Raw genomic sequence first — 21,717 nt, forward strand, 5'->3', positions numbered from 1 at the left:
AAGACACTCAAATAACATGAATTTTGTCCATTAGCGACTACCTTCTAATTTCTAGCATGAATTTTGTCCATTACACCTAATTTTTATATTAAAACCGATTATTTGGGTCTTTGATGGTGCAGCGAACCTGATTTTTAACTTATTGGGTATATCGACTGTCCGTCAGGATGAGATGACGTCAGAAGATATCTACGCAGTGATGGATGCTGGTGCAGAAGCTGGGGTGATTAAGCATCAAGAGCATCATTTGATCGAAAATATCTTTGAGATGCAAGAGCGCACGGTGACCTCAGTGATGAATCCACGCGAACACATCGTTTACTTTGATACCAAGGTCAGTACGGAGCAAGTGGTTGAGGTCATGATCAAACAGCCACATAATAAATTTTTGGTCTGCCATGACGATGATCTAGAGCATATCATTGGCTATGTGGAGTCACGCAGTTTTTTAGCCTTGGTGCTTAACCAGCAAGAGGTCAGCTTAACAAACAAAGCCTTATTAAAACCGGCGCTGTTTGTGCCTGATACTTTATCTTTGTTTGAAGTGTTAGAGATGTTTAAATCAACCGGTGCTGACTTTGCCGTTATCATTAACGAGTATGCGTTGGTCGTTGGAGTGATTACTCTAAAAGACGTCATGAGTATTGTCATGGGCGAGCTGGTCACGCTAGAAGATCAGCCCATTGTTCAGCGTACTGATAACTCTTGGCTGATTGACGGCATGACCCCAATCGAAGATGTGATTCGCTCACTTGGTATTGTCAATCTACCGCATAGCCAGAACTACGAAACGATCAGTGGTTTTATGGTCTATATGTTACGCAAAATCCCGAAGAAAACTGACAGCATTGAATATGCCAATTATCGCTTTGAAATTCTTGCGACTAATAATCTCAAAATTAACCAGCTACTAGTGACTAAGCTCGAAGAAGTGGCTTAATCAGCTAAACATGCACTAACCTCTACTACCAAATATGGCGGTGCCGACTCTCACCATGGTTGAGCCATTGGCAATCGCCTCTGCCATATCATCACTCATGCCCATACTGAGCGTATCCCAGCCAGTTAATTCTGGATGGTCACGCTTGATGGCTTCAAATAATTGCTTAGTGCGGCTAAAAGCATCGGTGTTGGTTTTAGCAGGGATAATCATCAGTCCACGCAATTTTAGACGCTCATAACCTTTCATTGTGGTTATCAATTCCGGTAACTGCGCTGGCAAACACCCTGATTTGCTGTCTTCATTATCAATATTGAGTTGAATCAGAACGTTCAATGGCGGCAACTCGCTTGGACGTTGCTCATTCAGACGCTTCGCAATAATGTCGCGCTCAACCGTTTGTACCCAATCGAAATACTCGGCAATATCACGCGTCTTATTACGTTGGATACTACCAATATAATGCCAAACAATAGACTCGCCTATTGCTTGAGATTTTAGGGTACTGATTTTTTCGATGGCTTCTTGCAGATAATTCTCCCCGAAGTGGCGTTGTCCTTGCTCAGCTAAAGTAGCAATCATCTCGGCAGGCTTGGTCTTAGAAACCGCAAGTAAAATGACCTCGTCTGATGCGGTATCTTTGGCTTGTTCATTTGCCTGCGTCACTTGTCGTGTGACCTGCTGCCAGTTATCAATAAGGCTTAATTTATCAAAATTATTTTCAGTATCTTTCATATACAGCTCACAAGAATAAATGGTTCGATTATTTGTTTTGATTTTTATTGATCGCACTATTTAAAGATTTCATAAAAATTTTGCCATGAGCAAAATTTACACAATAAATAAATGACTGTCTAATTTTACATTTTCTTAGCCTAGTAGATGGTTAAATGCCAAGAGTCTTGTTATGATATTGTTACATGGTTTAATATATACTGCTAAAGATAATAGTAATAGTAACAACCATAGCCTAGCTCATTGCTAAATAACTGATCTAGCAGAGGATGATTGACAAGGTTATCGTTTACAGCCTGCTGCTATGCTCTTTTTGTCTTACCCTTATTCATTGATAGGAATGCCTGATTATGGCTGAAAAAAACAATCTAAGCATCGAAGATCTGCTGCGCTTTACGGTCAAACATAAGGCATCAGATCTACATATTTCAGCCGGTATGCCAGCGATGATTCGGGTCGACGGTGAGATGACACGCATCAATATGCCAACGATGACGCATCAAGTCGTGCATCAGCTGATTTATGACATCATGAATGATAAGCAGCGTGCTGACTTTGAAGAGTTTTATGAGACGGATTTTTCTTTCGAGATTCCCAACTTAGCGCGTTTTCGGGTCAACGCTTTCAACCAAAATCGCGGTGCAGGCGCTGTCTTTCGTACCATTCCTTCCAAAGTACTGACTATGGAAGACTTGGGTATGGGTGAGGTGTTCAAGCGTGTGTCAGATCTCAAACGTGGCGTCGTCCTAGTGACAGGTCCAACAGGCTCAGGTAAATCAACGACTCTTGCTGCTATGATTGATTATATCAATGAAACCCGTAAAGAGCATATTTTAACCATCGAAGACCCGATTGAATTTGTCCACGAATCTAAAAAAAGTCTGGTTAACCAACGTGAAGTACACCGTGATACCTTAGGTTTTGAGCCAGCGCTACGTTCAGCACTGCGTGAAGATCCTGATATTATCCTTGTTGGTGAGCTACGTGACCTTGAGACCATTCGTCTGGCCTTGACTGCTGCTGAGACCGGTCACTTAGTTTTTGGCACTCTACACACCAGCTCAGCGGCTAAGACCATTGACCGCGTGATCGATGTATTCCCTGCAGCGGAAAAAGACATGATTCGTGCCATGCTGTCGGAGTCGCTACAAGCGGTAATCTCACAAACCTTGTTGCGTCGTCAAACTGGCGGACGAATTGCCGCGCATGAGATTATGCTGGGTACGCCAGCGATTCGTAACCTAATTCGTGAGAATAAAATCGCCCAAATGTACTCCGCTATCCAAACAGGTGCCGGTGATGGGATGATTACTCTAGATCAAACGCTTAAAAATCTTGTGACAAAAGGCACGATCAGCAAAGACGTTGCTCGTCCTTATGCCAAGCAGCCTGATGCATTTTTATAGCAGTGCTGATTTGATCAGAGCTACTAACTACTACTAATAGCCAGTGACTTTTTTATATACCTTTTTATACACCTTATTTATTTTTAATAGTCATGATTATTGATCTTTAAAAATGGACTTTAGACAATTTTTAATCGATTTACACCGAATGTAGGTAAGATATGGATATTGATAAACTGTTACAGTTAATGATCAATAAAAACGGCTCCGACCTTTTTATTACCGCTGATGTAGCGCCTTCCATGAAAATAAATGGGAAAATTCTACCCGTTGGTAAGACGCCCCTGAGCGCTGAGCAAACCATGCTATTGGTCAAAGGTGTGATGACGCCAAGCCAACAAAAAGAGTTTAAAGAGACAAATGAATGTCAATTCGCCATTACTGATGAAGCACAGCAAGCACGCTTTCGAGTCAGTGCCTTTGTACAGCGCGATATGGCGGGCATGATTTTACGGAAAATTGAGAATAAAATTCCAACCGTTGAAGAACTACGATTGCCGCCAGCATTGAAGGAGCTGGCCATGAAAAAACGCGGTATTATTCTATTGGTTGGCGCGACTGGCACCGGTAAATCAACCACTCTGGCTTCCATGATCGGTCATCGCAACCAAAATTCTCATGGTCATATTATTACCATCGAAGACCCGATTGAATTTGTTCATAAACACCGTGGTTGTATCATTACTCAGCGTGAAGTTGGTATCGATACCCACTCTTTTGAGGCGGGTCTAAAAAACACCTTGCGCCAAGCACCAGATGTTATTTTGATTGGTGAAATTCGTAACCGTGAGGTCATGAGTTATGCGATCCAATATGCAGAGACTGGTCATTTGGTATTCGCCACCTTGCACGCCAACAATGCCAACCAAGCAATTGACCGTATCATTCATTTTTTTGAAACCAGTCGCCACAATCAGCTATTTATGGATTTGTCGCTTAACTTACAGGCCATTATCGCCCAGCAATTGATTCCAACCCCAGACGGTAAAGGTCGGCGGGCAGCCATTGAGATTTTGTTAAACTCGCAGCTGATCAGTGACTATATCCGTAAAGGCGAAGTCCACGAAATCAAAGATGTCATGACGCGCTCCCGTGATAGCGGTATGCAAACCTTTGACCAAGCGCTCTTTGATCTATACGAACAAGGCGAAATCACTTATAAAGAAGCCATTCTCCACGCTGACTCTCCTAATGACTTACGTCTCAAAATTAAACTGAGCAGTAAAAATGGTACGGCTAACTTAGACGAAGGTGCTGATAGCTTATCGTTGGATGTCAGCTAATCTGTAGCAAGTAAGCAAGTAAGCAAGTCACACAATAAAAACAGCCCTCATGATTGAGGGCTGTTTTTATTGTGATACAGCTGCTGTCTGCAAAAAGAAAATGCTCTTAAGGCTATTATTTTGCGCTGTCGCGACATTCTTGATTGTTACAAATGCCGTATAACACCAGAGAATGACCCGATAGCTTAAAGCCATGCTCGGCGGCTACCTTGAGTTGTTGTTCTTCGATAATCTCGTTATGGAACTCGATAATCTTGCCGCAAACATCACAAACCAGATGATCATGATGCTCTGCCTGAGTGATCTCAAACACGGATAGATTGTTCTCAAAGTTATGGCGCTCAACAATACCTGCTTGTTCAAACTGCGTCAGTACTCGGTAGACGGTCGCCAGTCCCACATCTTCACCTTGTTCAATCAGTGCTTTGTACACCTCTTCTGCACTCATATGATGAAGCTCTGCGCACTCAAGCAACTCTAAAATTTTGATACGCGGTAACGTTACCTTTAATCCTGCTTTACGTAAATCTTGATTGGTAAAAGAAGCCATAATATCCCTTCTGACTGTTAAGTCTTAGCAAATAAAAACTAAAAAATATGAGGTAAATAATCGCCAGTGATTATTATTAATTAAATACTAAAGATCCAAATCTCAGTAGCCCAGCTTGTCTTGCATAAATTTTTAGCGTGGTTAAGGTATATAGATCTCACCGCAAGTCTATGAATTTAAAATATAAATAATCCAATGCCTTAGGTAGTGTTTGGTAAATAATGTCGTAAGTGGTAGGCAATTGCAAGTAAATGACGTATCATTTGTCCAAGATTGTCGGCAAGACCAGCACCAACACCCCTTGACCGTACCTAATCCATTTTTTATGAGTCATCTTACCATGATAAAGACATTAAATTTTCGTCCGTTAAGCCGTGCAAGTACATTACGCAAGATTGTCATGACCGGTATGCTTAGTGCCTCGGTTGTGATGTCTGGCTGCTCATTACTGAGTGTTTATAAAATTGATTTGCCTCAAGGGACAGCCATTACCCAAGTGCAAGCTCAAAAATTGCAAGTGGGCATGAATCAAAACCAAGTCCTCTATATTTTGGGTAGCCCAGCGATTAAAGACACGCTGGAGCCTAAACGTTGGGACTATATTTATGATTACAAAGCAGGCACAGAAGGCAGCCGTAAAGGCATCGCTGATGTCAAAAATGCCAGCCAGCATTTGGTTATTTACTTTGATGACAACGGCTTAGTCAGTCGCATCGAAGGCATTGAAACCCTTCCTGCTCAATAAATCTGATTATAAGTTTATGCTTAATGATTGTTAGGGCGTGTCTTCATTTTAAAGTAGCAGACTTAATAATGCTTAAGCTAAATAACAGTCCGGCTAAACCATTAACCTCGAGACTTACTTTTGCGCTGAGACATAGGATCAGCGCTTAAGCTGCGATAGACTTCTAATCGGTCGAACGGCTGCAATGGATAACTGAGCGGCTGCTTTTGGGCATATATACCTACATGCCAACGCTTAGCCGCTGGTGTTATCACTTGTTCCACTTCCTCACACCACCTTGCTAATGCTGGAAATTGTATCAACCAGCCTGCTTGCGCGAGTGCCTCGTATAAAGTAGTCCCTTCAGCGACTGATAACGTCAAATAATGCTGACGCTTTGCCTCTTCAGCATACGCCAGATAAACCGTCATTAGCTTATCCACTGTATCACCCAACCTATCAACGCCAACAGTAGCGCCACTGGTACAACCAGACGTATCGCTATCCGCCATAGATTATAGAACGCTTCATTGCCAAAGTTTAGAGACTTGCGCAAATGACTGATCTTCATCTGCCAACCGGCGAAGATGGACAACAGCAACACCGCGATACTACTGATAATAACCAGTATACCTACCAGCCATATAGTGGGTATGGCGATGACTAGTACCAGTGCTACCACAAAAGTGATCACCAAGCTGGCCAACAGCCCAAACTTATGCGCTAACTGCTGTACGCTATAATGTAGCAAATAGCTGGCCACAAACAACACCCCTAGCCAATATACCAGCTGTCCAATCGGTGGTAATGCCATACCACTGATAAATAGTGCCACAATCCCAACCAACAATTGCACTATCCAGATGGGCAATACCAATTTGCTCGCACGATATTCTTGATTGGCACGAGTGCGTGCTGGTTTTTGTGCATTGATATTATTCACATCTACCGCTGTGACGACTTGCTTGGTTGATAAATGTTGACCGAACCAATATAGTCCTGTACCCGCCCCCACACTGACCAACGCTAAAGCAACCGCGCGCGCCCATTCACTCAAGCTGATACCAGTCATCGCAAAATCAATATTTGGCAAACCATTTGCGACGCCTAGCACCAAACCTACTAGCATTAAACCTAAACCAATCGGTAAAGGCGTAACACCGAGTAAGCTCCATAAGATAGCAATGACCATCAATCCCGCAGCGATCGCAAAGCTGGGAACGTCAGGTGCACTATTAAGGTCAGTAAGTGCCGATACAATACCAGTACTAGCACCTGATATAACTAGTGCAGCAATAACAATCGAAACCAGCGCTGCCAACCAACCAAAGCTGCGCCATAATGGACTGGCATCAGCCTCACGAGTGAGTTTCTGCATACCTGCGAACGGCGCATCGACACTACGATAGGCGAGCGCAATCTCAGCATACACCACGGGCAGTGATACTAGGACCATCGCCAAGAGCCAAAGCAACCAAAAGTCAATTTCACCAATGGCTGCAGGTGCAAACCAGCGAAACAATAATAGTGGTAACAGCGCTGCGATAAAATAAGAAGCATAGCGGGTCATCATAATCTAAATCCAAACGATCTAAAGTGAATAACGATAATTAATAATTATACAGACCAAGCAAAAGCATCTGTAGGTAGGCTTATAATCGTCTATATAATATAAAGGTATGTACAATATAAGGGACTGGCAGTTATAAAAAAACCCCGAAATCGGGGTTTAATAACTAAATAATGACTGACACGTAATCAGCGGCTTAATGGCAGTGTGCTATGAAGCAAACGCTGAAAATGCTTGCACTTAATGAACAGCACTCACATAATCTGCCAAAATGCGAATGTCGCGATCTGATAGCTTAGAGGCTACCGTCTGCATCATACCTTTTTCGCCTTCTTTTGCCGCATCATTGGCACGTTTTTGATCATCGCTATCGATGTCATCTTCACGTCCAGCTGCACGGAACAGTTTTAGCTGAGTGGCGATATATTGAGAGTGTTGTCCACCTAAACGTGGAAACGCTGCCCATGTATTACCAGCCGCATCTGGACCATGACAACCTGCACAGCCAATAATGCCACGAGATTTGTCACCACCTAAAAACAGCTTGGTCGCTTCTTGGTTGGTTGCCGGATTACCGAAGCCAACTCCCCAAGGCGCTTGGCTAGCATAATAGCCTGCCACATTGGCCAAATCTTGCTGTGATAAGTTCGCCACTTGCGACTGCATAATGCCGTTCTTACGGTAACCGGCTTTAAAGTTGACTAACTGTTTATAGAGATACTTAACATTTTGGCCGCCCAAATTAGGCTGAGCAGGAACCACACTGACACCGTCAACACCATGACAAGCAGCACAGACTGTTTCTGCAATTTGCTTACCAGCGTTAACGTCATATTCGGGAACAATAATAGCAGCTTGTACGCTGAAACTTGCAACGCATAAGCTGGCAGCAGCGATTAACTTTTTCATTGATACAAATCCTACTAACTCGGCGTAAGTATTATTTAGAGTGATTGCATCGACAAGCACATTGATATACGTCGCGCTACTATATAGCGAAGTCAGCATATATTTTATGGGTTGGTCACAAACAGTCTGAAAGTACTTACTAACATCAGGGTTTATTTTGGATTATTATAGCAAGACTTTATAGTATTTGCCTACTTAATCGTAGTAACCGCTGGTTTTTCTATTAGCGCTACTATAGGATGCTGCTTGAAAAACAAAAAGCGCATGAAGTGAGTGCTTCAAGCGCTTTATTTCTTTTATATAAAATTTTGATGCAGCAGCTGTTATTTACTCATGTAGTCAATCAGTTTACGGTAATCATCATTGCTACAGTTATCACAAAGTCCGCCAGCTGGCATCTGTGTCATACCACTTTTGACTGAGTTAATCAGGGCTGGCATGCCTCTTTGTTGTATTAGCTGCTGCCACTTAGCACTGTCGCCTTTTTTGATAGCATTCAACGCGCCACTATCGTGACAAGCTGCACATGAATTGTCATAGGTGGTGGCAATATCAGCAGCACTGGCGCTGGTTGTCATGGCTGTCGTTAGGACAAGCGCTGCACCACTGCCAATTAGTAGACGGCCAGTTTTGGTAAAAAGTGTGGTGATTGCAGACATAGGGCACCTCCTTAATTTTTTCGTACGCTTAATTAGATACCAACTTAATTAAATACTATAATAAACGTTTTTCATTAAACATTGTAACAATATATGTCAATTTAGTATACATGAATCGAGTTTGACTTTAGTAACGCTTTTTTATGCGAGGAAAACTTTCGCTAAGAGCTACTACACTTTAATGGTATGCTGTCATTTATATAAGACTAATCACCGTAATTTCAATAAGTAAGACGGTTAATAGTATAGAATAGTCACTGGTTTAAAACAGCGATTGTTATCAGCAAGAGCCATTCGTATTCTATCTATTTAATGCGTCGCTTTGATGATTAGCCAACCACCAATTCTCACTACCGTATCCAATTTTTTGCAGATTAATGAGCCATTTATGAGTACCCCGTTCACAGATGTCGCCGCCGAACATGCGGTGTTTAATACCAAATCGCGCCAACGAATTCAGCAAACTGAGTTTATGACGTCAGCGCCTACTTTTCGCCTTTGTCCGCCTGATGTCGGGTTAGAGGTTGCTTTTGCAGGACGCTCAAACGCGGGTAAGTCCTCGGCCATTAATGCATTGACCAATCAGCGGCAGTTGGCGCGCTCGTCCAAGACCCCTGGTCGTACGCAGATGATTAACTTTTTTAGTATTGGCGACAAGCACAGACGTCTGGTTGATTTACCAGGCTATGGTTATGCTGCCGTACCGCTGGAAATGAAAAAAGAATGGCAGGTCGAGTTGGAAGAGTATTTGGTATCACGCTCAAGCCTAGCAGGCTTAGTGCTGATGACAGATATTCGTCATCCGCTCAAATTCTTTGATGAGCAAATGCTATTTTGGGCCAAAGAAGGTGAGCTACCCGTTCATATTTTGCTGACTAAAGCAGATAAATTGAAGTATGGTGCTTCTAAAAACGCCTTACTCAATACCCGCAAAAGACTGAAAGAGTTAGGTCTTAAATGTACCATTCAGTTATTTTCAGCCTTGAGAAAAGAAGGCCTCGATGAATTGGCTGGTGTGATGGGCAATTGGTACGATTACCAGCTTAATGACAACAAAATCATTGAATCCTCTTTTAATCTGCTTGATGATGACCCGCTCGAAGAAGAATTGTTCGAAGATAACGAACAGTCTGATAGTGATCAGCCTGTTAATGAACAATCTAATAATGAGCTGCCAACTGATAAATAAATAGCAGACCATTAGTTAGGGCGTGTCATCAATTAGCACATTGATACATTTAGTGGTCTTAAAATGGTTAAATTTTGCCAAACATCGTCAGAAATCTTGTCAATATGTTCATATTTACGGTAATTTCTTTCTTGTTTGGCTGCAATTTTCCTCATTTTAAGCCTCACAATCTAAATGATGACACGCCCTAGTAGCATTTTATAAAAATTGACAATAAAAAAGGGTTTATCGCTAATAGTGATAAACCCTTTTTTATTGTCATTTATCTGTCTGCTCTGAGTCTAGCCACACAACAGCTCAGCTAACGCTTGCGGTGTGTCAACTTGATAAGTAGGTAGCTGGGCAGCCAACTCAGTGCTGGACGCTGTCCCGTAGTTAACAGCAATACTAGTCATGCCAAGTTTATTTGCCATTTGAATATCATAAATACTATCACCGATAAATACGGCGTCAGATACTGGCTGCTGTGTATGATTCAGGATATCCGTCAGCATCTGCGGATCAGGCTTTGAACCTGACTCATCGGCACAGCGGGTAATATCAAAATAATCATGACTTGCCGAAGCATCCAGTACGCGATCCAGTCCACGCCGCTTTTTGCCGGTTGCAACAGCAAGCTTACGACCCTGCTGTTGTAAAGTCTTTAGCATGGTTTCTGTAGGGGCAAAGAACGGTGTGCGGTGGCTGTTTGGAATATAATAGTCAGCGTAGCTTTGTTGAATGGCAAGCTTTTTCGCCTCACTGGCCTGCGGATACAAAATCTCAATACCATTCATCAGGCTAAGACCAATGATGTCTTTGACGGCTTGATCGGTGGTTTGAAAGCCATGTGCCTCTCCTGCCACATGCATGGACTCAACAATCAGACCGATTGAATCCATCAACGTACCATCCCAATCAAAAATAACTAGCGTCTTGTCGGCTAAGCGATGATCAGACTGTTTATTCATGAATTTGCCTTAGTAAATGATGCGCATTTATTACAGATGCTAAAACGTCACGCCGACTTATTGGTAGAAATAAATAAGTGAGCATGACGTTTAGGATCAATACTTAATACTAGCTAAAATGTAACCTGAAACACGAGAGATTCAAGCTTATTCAGGCAATTTGGTTTGCTCTGGCAGCCAGTCAACCATCTCATCGGGCAATGGTGCCGTGATAGTTTTATAACCAGGAATGTCTAAGCGCCATGCATGCAAGCACAGACGATGCACGCCAGACTTGTCATGGACGTTATACTTACTGTCCCCTAGGATAGCATGACCAATATGAGCCAAATGCACACGAATTTGATGGGTACGACCCGTCAGCGGTTTAGCTTCTATCAAGCTGACTGGTTGACCGGCAATCATAAAACGTTCATGGACAATAATATCTGTCTGGCTTTCTTTGGATTGTGCGTCCTGAGCCTCTACTTTAACGCGGCGCTCACCGCTATCAAGTGTGTAGCGAAGCAATGGCGCATCGATACGTTGCTCATTCAGGGCGGGTTGTCCTTTGGCAATACATAGATAATGTTTTTGAATAGTCTTATCGACCAAATGCTGCTGCAATGTCTTTAGCGCTGAGCGTTTCTTAGAAATCATCAGCAGACCTGAGGTATCTTTGTCGATACGATGGATCAACTCTAGATATTTTTTACCAGTAACTTCACGCATGGCTTCGATGACGCCAAAATCAAGACCACTGCCACCATGTACTGCAATGCCAGAGGGTTTATTAAGCACCAGCAGGCCATCATCTTCGTAGACCACACGTGCTAATAAGCTTTTGGCAAACTCGGTGCTGATGATGGGCTTTTCGCGAGTGGCGAGTACCACTGGCGCGATACGTACCACGTCTTCACGCTGTAATCTATCGTGGGCTTTACAGCGTTTATTATTGACTCGAATCTCATCTGAGCGAATCATTTTATAGATATGCGGTTTTGGCAAACCTTTTAGGCGGTTCAGCAAAAAGTTATCCAAACGCTGGTCGTGCTGATGGCGAGTGACTTCAAGGTAATTAACCTTTCCAAAGTTACTAATCTCATCGTCGGCGCTTTGCGGACGGGTTTTGCTATTAAAAATAGCAGGAGCTTCATGGGTAGTTGCGTCGTCAGTCATTTTGGAGTTTGTCATTTTTAGTTAGGTATTTACACAAAGATTTGTTATAGTTTAACATGTTGAGCGCCAATTAAGCAGAGGTTGCGGCAATAATCCTTATTGTCTCAAACGACCGGTCGTCATCTTTACTACTTGCTAGTAACGAGGCATGCCTTGTTCCTCAAGCTAATTTTGCACGCATCATCTAATTTTTAGGACTAAATGCCAAGTAACACACGGCGTAGCGTCCAATAAGCGGTATTTATACCAAACATAATTGCTTCGATAATAGTGACAAACAAGTCCGTTTATCGAGCGATAGCAGTACACAACTACTCATTTAACGCACGACCACGACTTGATTTTTAATCATATTAGGCAAGCGCAGTTGAGCAAGTGACGGTAGTCCGATATTAAGAGTTTAGAGCTGCCTGAATATTGGCGGTCAAACAGATAAAATAGATGCATTATAAAAGAGATATACCCAACCGAGCTAATGAGCCGGTTACCTATTCTGTTTGCCAAGTACGCCCCGCTGAGCAACAGCGCAGTGGCACTCTTAAAATCAGATACCAAAATATATAGATGTTATAAGTTAAAATAATAGATAAAACAATTGAATTGATTTGAGCTAATAGTGAGAGGTTCGCTGAATTTAACGGTTTGAAGTATAAACAGTACAGCGAATAAATTGTAACCATGTGGCAAGCGCTTCGATAGACTCTTACAAAGTATATTAAACGCCCTTCACCACTTTACATGTTAATCATCTTGGTAAAATTTATGGTGGCAAGGATGTTAATAGCCAAGCCTCTAAATCGATACAAAACGATTGGCATTCGGTGTTAAGACTTTAGCGGCAATCATTGCAAGCCACTAAAACGTTAACAGTAGATAACCTTACAGCCTTACACCCTGTATTAGTAGCTACTTAGAACCATCTGTCTGGTACGCTCAAACGTAGTCAATTCATTGTGAGTTAACAGGTAAGTTTTTTATGAGCGCCTTTTAATGCTCCCTTTTATTTATCCAACTTTATCTGAGCACGACGCTCCTCTCACATCTGGTATTTTTAGCTGATATCAATATTAGCGTCACTTGATACTACTACCTTCTTGCTTTGGTTATTTTTATATTGATCGCTGTCCAATTGGCAGTCTGAATACATCGTGAATGTGGCTTGCTATAAAAGTCATTTAACGTAAAAGTTTATCATTCAGAGTTTTTCAATATAATAGCTCTTCTTGTCGTTGTCCTGTGTACTCATAGGATAATAGTATGAAACGTATTCTGATCAACGCCACTCAAAACGAAGAAATTCGTGTCGCCTTATGTAAAGGCAACCATCTTTACGATTTCGATTTAGAAAACCGTACCCGCGAACAAAAAAAATCTAACATTTATAAAGGCCACGTCACCCGTGTCGAGCCATCGCTTGAAGCCGTGTTTGTCGAATATGGCTCACAGCGCCAAGGCTTTTTGCCGATTCGTGAGATTTCTGCTGAATATCTAAGCGGCAATCCTCGTGACGAAAACATCAAAAAATTGATCAAAGAAGGCGATGAGCTGATCGTCCAAGTCGAGAAAGAAGAGCGCGGCAATAAAGGCGCTGCCCTATCGACTTACGTATCATTAGCCGGACGTTATCTGGTATTAATGCCAAACAACCCTCGTGGTGGCGGTATCTCGCGTCAAATCTCGGGCAAATTGCGCGAAGATATGAAGCGCATGCTGGGCAGTCTTGATTTGCCGAAAGGCATGAGTGTCATTATTCGCACTGCTGGTATTGGCAAAACCCAAGAAGATTTGCAACATGATTTAAACCATCTGCTCAATATCTGGCAAGCCATCCAAGAACAAAATCAAAAATATCCATCACCGCGCTTGGTACATCAAGAAGCGGGCGTTGTTACTCGTGCCGTGCGTGATTATTTGCGTGATGACATTGCTGAGATTTGGATCGATAACGAAAATGCTTATATCGAAGCGGCAGGTTTTATCGATGCGGTCATGCCAAAACAAGCAGAAAAACTGCGCAAATACACTGATTACGAGCCGATGTTTTCGCGATTTAATATCGAAAAACAAATCGAAACGGCTTATCAGCGCGAAGTGCGTCTGCCATCAGGTGGTTCGATCGTTATTGACCAAACTGAAGCATTGGTCTCTATCGATATCAACTCTGCCAAATCTACTAAAGGCTCAGATGTCGCCGAGACCGCTTACCATACCAATTTAGAAGCAGCAGACGAGATTGCCCGTCAACTGCGCTTGCGTGATATGGGCGGCTTGATTGTCATTGACTTCATCGACATGAACGATAATAAGCACCAAAAAGAAGTTGAAAAACGTCTGGTTGATGCCACCAAATATGACCGTGCCCGTGTTCAATTTGGCGATATTTCTAAGTTTGGTTTGATGGAAATGAGCCGTCAGCGTCTGCGTCCGTCATTAGAAGAGTCGACCGGTTATATCTGCCCACGCTGTCATGGCAATGGCATGATTCGTGACTTGCGCTCGTTGTCACTATCGATTATGCGTCAGATCGAACAAATTGCGCTAAAAGAGCGTCAAGGTGAAGTGCAAGCCGAAGTACCGACTGATATCGCAGCATTTTTATTGAATGAAAAACGTGATGCCTTAGTGTATCTTGAGCAAGACAGTGGTACGCGTATCACCATCTTGCCACACGCACATTTAGAATCGCCAAACTTTAAACTGCACTTCAACCGTGACGGTTTTGCCCCTTCAAGCTACGAGCGTATCACTGATACTGCCCAAGAACACAGTGATCTTGGCTATAATGTTGATTGGCAAACGGCTGAAAAGGAACGTCCCGAACAGCAGCCTACCCGCCAGCCTCGTCAAACAAGAGATAGCAGCGCTACGAACCAAGCAACTAGCCCTGCAACTACTGCACCACAGAATACTGCTGAGCAGCAGAGCAGCACTGTCAATCATAGCAATGACCGCCGTAATAATACGAGCACTAATAACGCTTCATCGACGCACGCACCACAAGATAATAAAGCGGCGAACGTCGCTGTTGCAGCACCTGCCGCTGCTATAACGACTCCGTCTCCTAGCGTCACGACGACTGCCCAACCACAAGCTGTTGCTTGGTTGTCCAATCTATTTGCGCAAGCCCCGCAGGCACAAACAACCAATAGTATCAGTAGTCGTGATGCGGCTGAAGCCATCGAAGCGCTGGTGAATAATGGTGCGCAAAGCTTAGGCTCTTTTGGACAAGTGGATAGCAGTGCGCTGACCGGCAATGCTCAGAGTCCATCGCAAACGACTCAGCAAGACAATAGTCAAAAAAGTGACAACCAAGCATCGAATAATAATGCTAACCGTCAACAAGCACGTCGCAACACGGACGGTGATACTGACGACAACAGTGCTGAGGATAGAAGAAGACGTAAGCCACGCAAATCGAGATCTTCTAAGCCGCATCAAAGAAAAGAGCCGCGTGACGACACAAGCAGTGATAACGTAGCCAACAGTAGTGCCGATAGCAGCGCCGCCAATAGCACTGATGACAAATCAGCTGACACCCAAGACAAACGTCAGCAGGATAATAGACGCACGAGTGATCGCAACCGCAATAATCGTCAAGACAACAGCCGTAATAGCAATAACAACGGGCATAGCGATAGCAACCGCGACGATGCTGAGCAAAAAGACAGCAACACGGCAGATGAGCAAACCCGCTCTAAGCGTAAGTCAAACACTCAGCGTAGTTCACGCGGCAAGCTTGAGCGCGGCGAGACGTTAACAGCTGATAATGCTAAACAAAATACTCAGAAAACGACTACCAGTGCTAACAAAAATCAAGCGAGCACACGCCGTAATCAAGATCCTAACGAAGTGGTGCTACAGGTCAATGAAGCAACCAATGAGCTTAAGAAACCAGAAGTGGTTCACTTATCTCTGGATGATAGTAAGCCTACACAAGTCACTCATCAATCTGCTGAAAAACCAAACTCGGCGCGTGACACTACGAAAGATGAGGCTACAAAAGAACGTAGAGAAGACAGTGCAACTCAGCAGAACGCTGCTAAAGAGAGTACTAACCAGCAAAACAGTGCCGTGAAAAGTACTGACAAGCATGGCACTAATGAACACGGTACTAGTCAAAAAAGTACTCAGGTAAAAAGCTCTGAAGAAAAAATCACTGATATAAAAGATAACGCTCAACAGGACAATGAGCCTGTTAGTGATACGCAAAAAAGCAGTACACAAGCAAATACTGCCGAAAGCACTGATGCAGAAGTGAGCACTATGGCAGATCCGGTGCAACAGGCTGCACCTACAGACGACCGTAAAGTCGATGACAAAACAGCGTCGGTAGATGAGCAAGCAGCGTCTAAAGGCAGTAGTGAAAGTCAAGCTGATGATCAGAAGCCAGTAACTACTGAAGCAGCTAACGTAGCAGCAGCACCAAGCGTGCAAAAAACTAACGATGACAACGCGACTACGGCCGCGACGGATACTAGCAGCCCTAGTAACTCAGCACTTGAGCTGACACATGACGCATTGTTTGCCAAACGCTACGTGACAGCTAAGAAGTTCGGGCAAGCGAGCAATGACCCGCGTGTCGTTCGTAGTCAGCAAGCGCAATCTGCTGAGCAGCCTCAAGCAACTGAGCAAGCAGTAGCAAGCGCACCAACCATTCGTGGTTCGGTTGGTGATTTTGTTCGTAAGGCATTAACGGATGCAGAAAGTCGTTTAAAAAGTGATGGCGTCATTAGCTGCTTTATTGCTGCTATTGAAGCGCATACGCAGAAAGCTCAAACGGCTGGCAATGGCACTAACGTTCAAGGCGATTCAAGCGAAAACAAAGGCGACGACAATGACTTTGCCACTCGTCGCTTTGACTTTAGCAACTACGGCTATCAGCCTTTAGCAGCGGATTACCTTGCCCGCTTTGAAGCAATGACGCAAGCGGTCAGTCAGTTTGCAGCGGCACAAGGCAAAACAGCCGTTGAGCCACGCGCTATTGGCAAACGTGCCAGCAACGATCCACGCGGTCAACATCCTGATTATCAGGAACCAGCTGTACTCACTATCCCTGATGAGCAAGCAGCGGAGCCAACCGTTTCTGCTAGCGAGCCAGTCACTGAGTCTGAGCAAATCAGTAATGACGTTGATGCGCACAAAGTAGAAGCGACAGCCTTAGCCAATCAAACGCAAGCAGATGATGTTAGCGCTGATAGCGAGCAACTGCTAGAGGCAGAACAAGCGTTAAAGGAAACAAGCGTTGAAAGTCCTGACACCAAGAGCAATGATTTTGAAGAGGTTGAGGTGAAAGGTACTGAGGTGAAAGGTAGTGCTGAGGCTGAACTTGAGCAAACTGAGCAGCCTATAGTAGAGCAATCAACGAAAGAAGAAATTCAGGCGGCCAAGTCAAAAACGACGATAGCCAGTTATAAAAACATGATTGAGAATGTAGCAGAGCAACTACTGCCACAAACTGGCATGTTTAATTTAACCACGCCCAAAGTACCAAAAGCACGCAGTCGTAAGCCAAAGACTGACCATAAAAAGCCGACGCAAGCTGAAAAGCTAGAGTCTGATGAGTCAGACAGCGAAAGCTAATCGTAGAGCTTCAACGTAAAAGCCCCAAAGTTGTCAGCAACTTTGGGGCTTTTTTATGTTAGATACTGCTTGGAGCAAGCTATACATTAGTATGATCAGCGAGGTTGACGCTGTAGTGATTTTATAGTGGGCAAGCTATACCAATCATATTCAGTGCAACACCTTTAATGCGCAGAAGATGCGTCTTTATCCTTACCGCGTATTTTGCCAATGATCGTAATAATCGCGACCATGACCACCCCTACTACTAAGCCAACTAGGCCATTTAACAGCGTCGTTGTCACACTTTCAAACATTCCAGTCAAATGCGCCAAGTTTTCGACGCCATGATGTAAAAAGTCGATACCGTGTACCAAAATACCACCACCGACCAAGAACATAGCCAACGTCCCAGCGATAGATAAAAATTTCATCAGCTTAGGTGCCGCCGATACTAAAAATGCGCCCACCTTCTGCTTAATATTGCCCGATTGCTTCATCAGATGCAGACCAACATCATCCATTCTGACAATCCCAGCCACCAAACCATACACCCCAACGGTAATCGCTATCGCAATAATGGAGAGTACCAAGCTTTTTTCTAGCAAGCTTGCCCCTGCGGCTGAGCCTAAGGCAATGACAATAATCTCAGCAGACAGGATAAAATCCGTGCGGATAGCACCTTTGATTTTTCCTTTCTCAAAAGCGACTAGATCGACGGTTTCATCTGCATTGGCTTGCCGACGCGCATTTTGCTCCTCGTCGTGCGGTAAAATATGCGGCCAAAACTTATGGATGACTTTTTCAGCACCTTCATAAGCCAAGAATAGACCACCGCACATGAGCAAAAACGTGACCAAAGGTGGATAGATAGTACTGATTAATAACGCCGCAGGTACTAGGATGAGCTTATTGATGAATGAGCCTTTGGCGACCGCCCAAACCACGGGGAGCTCGCGACTGGCTTTGACACCTGTTACTTGCTCAGCGTTAAGGGCTAAGTCATCACCTAGCACACCAGCGGTTTTTTTTGCGGCCACTTTGGTCATGACCGAAACGTCATCGAGTATTACACTGATATCATCAAGTAGGGTTAATAAACTTGCACCTGCCATACGCGTTCCTTAGCGTGAATTCGCTTAAATTAGTAAATGTTGCAAAATGACGTTAATATTGTCATAAAAGTGATTATAAGCAATAGATTACCTAGACATGAGGCGATATTAAATAGTACAAATGTATTTTATTTTGCAAGGCCTAGCCGCTATCGATGCATTGTATTTACGAGTGGCATAAAAAACAGCCTTTAGAGATTATTAAAAAAAATATGTTAATATAACCTATATTATTACTTATCCTTTATGATCAATACATGCTATAAAACCAGTCAACGTTGCCCTTCTTATCATGCGACTTACTCGTCATGATGGATGGGTCAGAGAATACAAAAAATCCTTTTATTATGAACCCTTGATTAGGCGTGACTGCCTAAAGGAAACACCCTATGTCCTTCTCTCCTTTTTCTAAAGCCATGCCAACTGCTGATAAATTTTCACGCAACCCTTTGTCTCGGGTCATCATAGGTGCCTTATTAGTCATCGTCGCAGCCGGCTGCTCAAACAATAGCGCGGATGCCACCAATAGTAATGCCAGCGTGGTCAACAGTGCTCAAGCCAAAACGAGCAATACCGCTACCGGTAATGATGCCGCTGTGGTTACAGCGCTTCAGGCCAACTTAAACGCTTCTGGGATTGAAGAAAAAATCGTCTCAGCTGTACCGACAGATATGGATGGTATTTACTGGGTGACTGCTGAAGGACTGCCTGCTTTCTTTACTGATAAATCTGGTAAACACATTATTCAGGGTCAGATTATCGCTGTGGGTGACGCAGCTCCAGTTGATATCAGTGCGGCACTAGTCGCTAGTACCGCGCAAGAAGCGCTAAAAGCCGTCGATAAAAAAGAGATGGTGATTTATCCAGCAAAAGGCACGACCAAAGCCGTTGTTTATGCCTTTACCGATGCAGACTGTGGCTACTGTCGCAAACTACACTCAGAGATGGATGATATCAATGCGCGCGGTATCGAAGTGCGTTATTTGGCATGGCCACGCGGTCAAGAGTCAGTGCCAAAAATGGAAGCTATTTGGTGTAGTCAGGATCGCAAAGCTGCCATGAATCAGGCAAAAATGGGCGCCAATGTACAAGCGCCTAGCTGTGCCAACCCTGTACAAGCGCATATGGCTTTAGGGTCAAGGCTTGGGGTACGTGGTACACCTGCTATCTTCACTGAAGCAGGAGAGCAAGTGGGTGGTTATCTACCAGCCGCAGAATTGGCCCAAGCAGTCGGTGCTATTTAATCGATCGCCATATGATATCTTTGATATTGTTGACCCCAGCGACATTGAGTAGACGTCACAAGCGCTTGTCGGTATGATACGATAAAGCGCGATGCAATATTAGCAATCCCATTTTTATTTGAGCATTTTTTATTCAACTATAATGAAGCAGTTAAACCGGCAGCACTAGATAATGCGCACAGACTGTACGTTTAGTACCGCAAGCTCATTTGACATTGCCACAGCGTTATACTCGCGTCATTATATTTAACCTCTTGAGGATACTGTGAGTAATTCCATCAAACTAGCGATACTTGGTCTGGGCACCGTCGGAACAGGCGTGATCAATCTAATCAACGACAATTTAGATGAGCTAAAACGCCGTAGCGGACGCGACATTATAATCACCGAAGTGGGTACGCGTCGTCAGCGTGATGATATTGATTCAAATATCATGCAAAACAGTGACTTGATGGCAATTGCGGCAAGCGACAATGTCGATATCGTTATCGAAGTGATTGGTGGCACTACCCTAGCCAAAGACGTCATCATGCATGCTATCAAAAATGGCAAGCATGTCGTGACCGCAAACAAAGCATTATTGGCTGAGCATGGCAATGAGATCTTCGCTTTCGCTGAGGCCAACAACGTCCACGTCGCTTATGAAGCGGCGGTGGCAGGCGGTATTCCGATTATTAAGGTGATGCGTGAGGCGCTTGCTGCCAATAAAATTGATTGGCTCGCAGGTATCATCAACGGTACTGGTAACTTTATCATGACCGAAATGCGTGATAAAGGTCGTCCGTTTGCCGACGTACTAAGTGAAGCGCAAGAGCTGGGTTACGCAGAAGCAGATCCCACTTTCGATGTCGAGGGCATTGATGCGGCGCACAAATTGGCCCTACTCGCCTCTATTGCCTTTGGCATTCCCCTACAGTTTGACAAAGTCTACTGTGAAGGTATCACTGGTATTACTCTGCAAGATGTCAACTATGCCGAAGAGCTTGGCTACCGTATCAAGCATTTAGGATTTGCCGTACGCCGTGATGGCCAAGGCAATGCTGATGATGCTGGTGTTGAATTGCGCGTACACCCGACACTTATTCCACAAGACGCATTACTTGCTAACGTCAATGGCGTAAAAAATGCGGTACTGGTCAACTCACACCCACTTGGACAGACTCTGTATTGCGGTGATGGTGCAGGCGCTGGTGCAACTGCCTCTGCGGTGATGGCTGACGTTATGGACTTGGTCCGTGTCCTAGGCAATACTGACTGTGACGATCAAGGCAACAGCAATCAAAACAACCACGGTCATCATGTGCCGCATCTTGCGTTTATTCCTGAACAGCTGTCAGACACGCCGATATTACGTGCTGAGCAGATGATCACAGGCTACTATTTACGCGTCCATGCTTATGACAGTCCAGGCGTGTTAGCAGATATTACTCGCATCCTAAGCGATGCTGGTATCAACATTGACGCGATTTTGCAAAAGCCTGCTCATAAATTGGGTCAAGTACCTGTCATTATATTGACGCTGCCAGTGGTTGAGAGTCAAATGAATCTGGCCATCGAAAAAATCGAAAAGCTAGACACGATTACCGATAAAGTCGTTCGTATTCGTTTGGATGAGCTTGCTTAGGTCAGAAGTTTGGAACCGATGATTAATGGTTAATAATGGGTGCTTTCATAACTAGGATATGTCCTCATTTTGAATGCTAGAGCCTTCAATCATTGAGGCCTT

The 21,717-nt window shown here is 43.9% G+C and carries 16 protein-coding genes and 1 pseudogene; 8 read left to right on the forward strand and 9 right to left on the reverse strand.

The window, feature by feature from the left end:
- Positions 1 to 70: 70 nt before the first annotated feature.
- Positions 71 to 940: pseudogene (locus AAEY72_RS10835) on the forward strand (hemolysin family protein); the annotation flags it as partial.
- A 15-nt stretch (positions 941 to 955) separates the two neighbouring features.
- Here the strand turns inward: AAEY72_RS10835 and AAEY72_RS10840 are convergent.
- Entirely contained in the window at positions 956 to 1,675 is a 720-nt protein-coding gene (locus tag AAEY72_RS10840) for a YggS family pyridoxal phosphate-dependent enzyme (RefSeq protein WP_352310532.1), read from the reverse strand.
- Positions 1,676 to 2,025: 350 nt separating this feature from the next.
- On the opposite strand from AAEY72_RS10840, the gene AAEY72_RS10845 reads away from it, so the two are divergent.
- Together AAEY72_RS10845 and AAEY72_RS10850 are read left to right on the forward strand one after the other, a co-directional pair.
- Positions 2,026 to 3,081, forward strand: a complete 1,056-nt coding sequence (locus AAEY72_RS10845) for a type IV pilus twitching motility protein PilT (RefSeq protein ID WP_010195743.1) — start codon at positions 2,026 to 2,028, stop codon at positions 3,079 to 3,081.
- A 161-nt stretch (positions 3,082 to 3,242) separates the two neighbouring features.
- On the forward strand, positions 3,243 to 4,364 hold the full coding sequence (locus AAEY72_RS10850; RefSeq protein WP_189582949.1) for a PilT/PilU family type 4a pilus ATPase: 1,122 nt from the start codon (positions 3,243 to 3,245) through the stop codon (positions 4,362 to 4,364).
- 115 nt (positions 4,365 to 4,479) lie between these two features.
- Here AAEY72_RS10850 and fur read toward each other — a convergent pair whose 3' ends face one another.
- On the reverse strand, positions 4,480 to 4,914 hold the full coding sequence (fur, locus tag AAEY72_RS10855; RefSeq protein ID WP_189582952.1) for a ferric iron uptake transcriptional regulator: 435 nt from the start codon (positions 4,912 to 4,914) through the stop codon (positions 4,480 to 4,482).
- Between the two features lie 325 nt (positions 4,915 to 5,239).
- Here fur and AAEY72_RS10860 point away from each other — a divergent pair, with 325 nt between their 5' ends.
- Positions 5,240 to 5,659, forward strand: coding sequence for an outer membrane protein assembly factor BamE (locus AAEY72_RS10860; protein WP_051000695.1), 420 nt, complete (start codon positions 5,240 to 5,242; stop codon positions 5,657 to 5,659).
- 101 nt (positions 5,660 to 5,760) lie between these two features.
- Here AAEY72_RS10860 and AAEY72_RS10865 read toward each other — a convergent pair whose 3' ends face one another.
- The 4 genes from AAEY72_RS10865 to AAEY72_RS10880 form a co-directional block, all read right to left on the reverse strand.
- Positions 5,761 to 6,069 (reverse strand): RnfH family protein, encoded by a 309-nt coding sequence (locus tag AAEY72_RS10865; protein ID WP_352310533.1) that lies wholly within the window; start codon positions 6,067 to 6,069, stop codon positions 5,761 to 5,763.
- Positions 6,069 to 7,211, reverse strand: a complete 1,143-nt coding sequence (locus AAEY72_RS10870) for a hypothetical protein (RefSeq protein WP_352310534.1) — start codon at positions 7,209 to 7,211, stop codon at positions 6,069 to 6,071. Before AAEY72_RS10870 ends, AAEY72_RS10865 begins: the two co-directional genes overlap by 1 nt.
- 237 nt (positions 7,212 to 7,448) lie before the next feature.
- Complete coding sequence (locus AAEY72_RS10875) at positions 7,449 to 8,117, reverse strand: c-type cytochrome (RefSeq protein WP_352310535.1); 669 nt, start codon at positions 8,115 to 8,117, stop codon at positions 7,449 to 7,451.
- Positions 8,118 to 8,440: 323 nt separating this feature from the next.
- Positions 8,441 to 8,776, reverse strand: a complete 336-nt coding sequence (locus AAEY72_RS10880) for a c-type cytochrome (RefSeq protein ID WP_352310536.1) — start codon at positions 8,774 to 8,776, stop codon at positions 8,441 to 8,443.
- Between the two features lie 388 nt (positions 8,777 to 9,164).
- Between AAEY72_RS10880 and yihA the strand changes: the two genes are divergently transcribed.
- Positions 9,165 to 9,965 (forward strand): ribosome biogenesis GTP-binding protein YihA/YsxC, encoded by an 801-nt coding sequence (yihA, locus tag AAEY72_RS10885; RefSeq protein WP_352310537.1) that lies wholly within the window; start codon positions 9,165 to 9,167, stop codon positions 9,963 to 9,965.
- A 281-nt stretch (positions 9,966 to 10,246) separates the two neighbouring features.
- On the opposite strand, the gene AAEY72_RS10890 is transcribed toward yihA, so the two are convergent.
- Positions 10,247 to 10,915 (reverse strand): HAD-IA family hydrolase, encoded by a 669-nt coding sequence (locus AAEY72_RS10890; RefSeq protein WP_352310538.1) that lies wholly within the window; start codon positions 10,913 to 10,915, stop codon positions 10,247 to 10,249.
- Between the two features lie 147 nt (positions 10,916 to 11,062).
- Positions 11,063 to 12,073 (reverse strand): RluA family pseudouridine synthase, encoded by a 1,011-nt coding sequence (locus AAEY72_RS10895; protein ID WP_201592646.1) that lies wholly within the window; start codon positions 12,071 to 12,073, stop codon positions 11,063 to 11,065.
- A 1,257-nt stretch (positions 12,074 to 13,330) separates the two neighbouring features.
- Between AAEY72_RS10895 and AAEY72_RS10900 the strand changes: the two genes are divergently transcribed.
- The gene (locus tag AAEY72_RS10900) at positions 13,331 to 17,653 is read left to right on the forward strand and encodes an Rne/Rng family ribonuclease (protein ID WP_352310539.1); all 4,323 of its coding nucleotides are present in this window, start codon (positions 13,331 to 13,333) and stop codon (positions 17,651 to 17,653) included.
- Positions 17,654 to 17,817: 164 nt separating this feature from the next.
- On the opposite strand, the gene AAEY72_RS10905 is transcribed toward AAEY72_RS10900, so the two are convergent.
- A complete protein-coding gene (locus AAEY72_RS10905) occupies positions 17,818 to 18,747 on the reverse strand; it encodes a DUF808 domain-containing protein (protein ID WP_201592642.1) in 930 nt (309 codons plus the stop codon).
- A gap of 389 nt (positions 18,748 to 19,136) precedes the next feature.
- Here AAEY72_RS10905 and AAEY72_RS10910 point away from each other — a divergent pair, with 389 nt between their 5' ends.
- Entirely contained in the window at positions 19,137 to 19,991 is an 855-nt protein-coding gene (locus AAEY72_RS10910) for a DsbC family protein (RefSeq protein WP_194620761.1), read from the forward strand.
- A 265-nt stretch (positions 19,992 to 20,256) separates the two neighbouring features.
- On the forward strand, positions 20,257 to 21,615 hold the full coding sequence (locus tag AAEY72_RS10915) for a homoserine dehydrogenase (RefSeq protein ID WP_189582975.1): 1,359 nt from the start codon (positions 20,257 to 20,259) through the stop codon (positions 21,613 to 21,615).
- The last annotated feature ends 102 nt before the right edge of the window (positions 21,616 to 21,717 follow it).

The organism is Psychrobacter sp. W2-37-MNA-CIBAN-0211 (assembly GCF_040309405.1).
Lineage (GTDB): Bacteria > Pseudomonadota > Gammaproteobacteria > Pseudomonadales > Moraxellaceae > Psychrobacter > Psychrobacter glaciei.

Bases quoted from the DNA above. Each gene is read 5' to 3' on its own strand.
- AAEY72_RS10840 (WP_352310532.1), bottom strand. From the start codon at position 1,675: ATGAAAGATACTGAAAATAATTTTGATAAATTAAGCCTTATTGATAAC.
- AAEY72_RS10845 (WP_010195743.1), top strand. From the start codon at position 2,026: ATGGCTGAAAAAAACAATCTAAGCATCGAAGATCTGCTGCGCTTTACG.
- AAEY72_RS10850 (WP_189582949.1), top strand. From the start codon at position 3,243: ATGGATATTGATAAACTGTTACAGTTAATGATCAATAAAAACGGCTCC.
- fur (WP_189582952.1), bottom strand. From the start codon at position 4,914: ATGGCTTCTTTTACCAATCAAGATTTACGTAAAGCAGGATTAAAGGTA.
- AAEY72_RS10860 (WP_051000695.1), top strand. From the start codon at position 5,240: ATGAGTCATCTTACCATGATAAAGACATTAAATTTTCGTCCGTTAAGC.
- AAEY72_RS10865 (WP_352310533.1), bottom strand. From the start codon at position 6,069: ATGACGGTTTATCTGGCGTATGCTGAAGAGGCAAAGCGTCAGCATTAT.
- AAEY72_RS10870 (WP_352310534.1), bottom strand. From the start codon at position 7,211: ATGATGACCCGCTATGCTTCTTATTTTATCGCAGCGCTGTTACCACTA.
- AAEY72_RS10875 (WP_352310535.1), bottom strand. From the start codon at position 8,117: ATGAAAAAGTTAATCGCTGCTGCCAGCTTATGCGTTGCAAGTTTCAGC.
- AAEY72_RS10880 (WP_352310536.1), bottom strand. From the start codon at position 8,776: ATGTCTGCAATCACCACACTTTTTACCAAAACTGGCCGTCTACTAATT.
- yihA (WP_352310537.1), top strand. From the start codon at position 9,165: ATGAGTACCCCGTTCACAGATGTCGCCGCCGAACATGCGGTGTTTAAT.
- AAEY72_RS10890 (WP_352310538.1), bottom strand. From the start codon at position 10,915: ATGAATAAACAGTCTGATCATCGCTTAGCCGACAAGACGCTAGTTATT.
- AAEY72_RS10895 (WP_201592646.1), bottom strand. From the start codon at position 12,073: ATGACTGACGACGCAACTACCCATGAAGCTCCTGCTATTTTTAATAGC.
- AAEY72_RS10900 (WP_352310539.1), top strand. From the start codon at position 13,331: ATGAAACGTATTCTGATCAACGCCACTCAAAACGAAGAAATTCGTGTC.
- AAEY72_RS10905 (WP_201592642.1), bottom strand. From the start codon at position 18,747: ATGGCAGGTGCAAGTTTATTAACCCTACTTGATGATATCAGTGTAATA.
- AAEY72_RS10910 (WP_194620761.1), top strand. From the start codon at position 19,137: ATGTCCTTCTCTCCTTTTTCTAAAGCCATGCCAACTGCTGATAAATTT.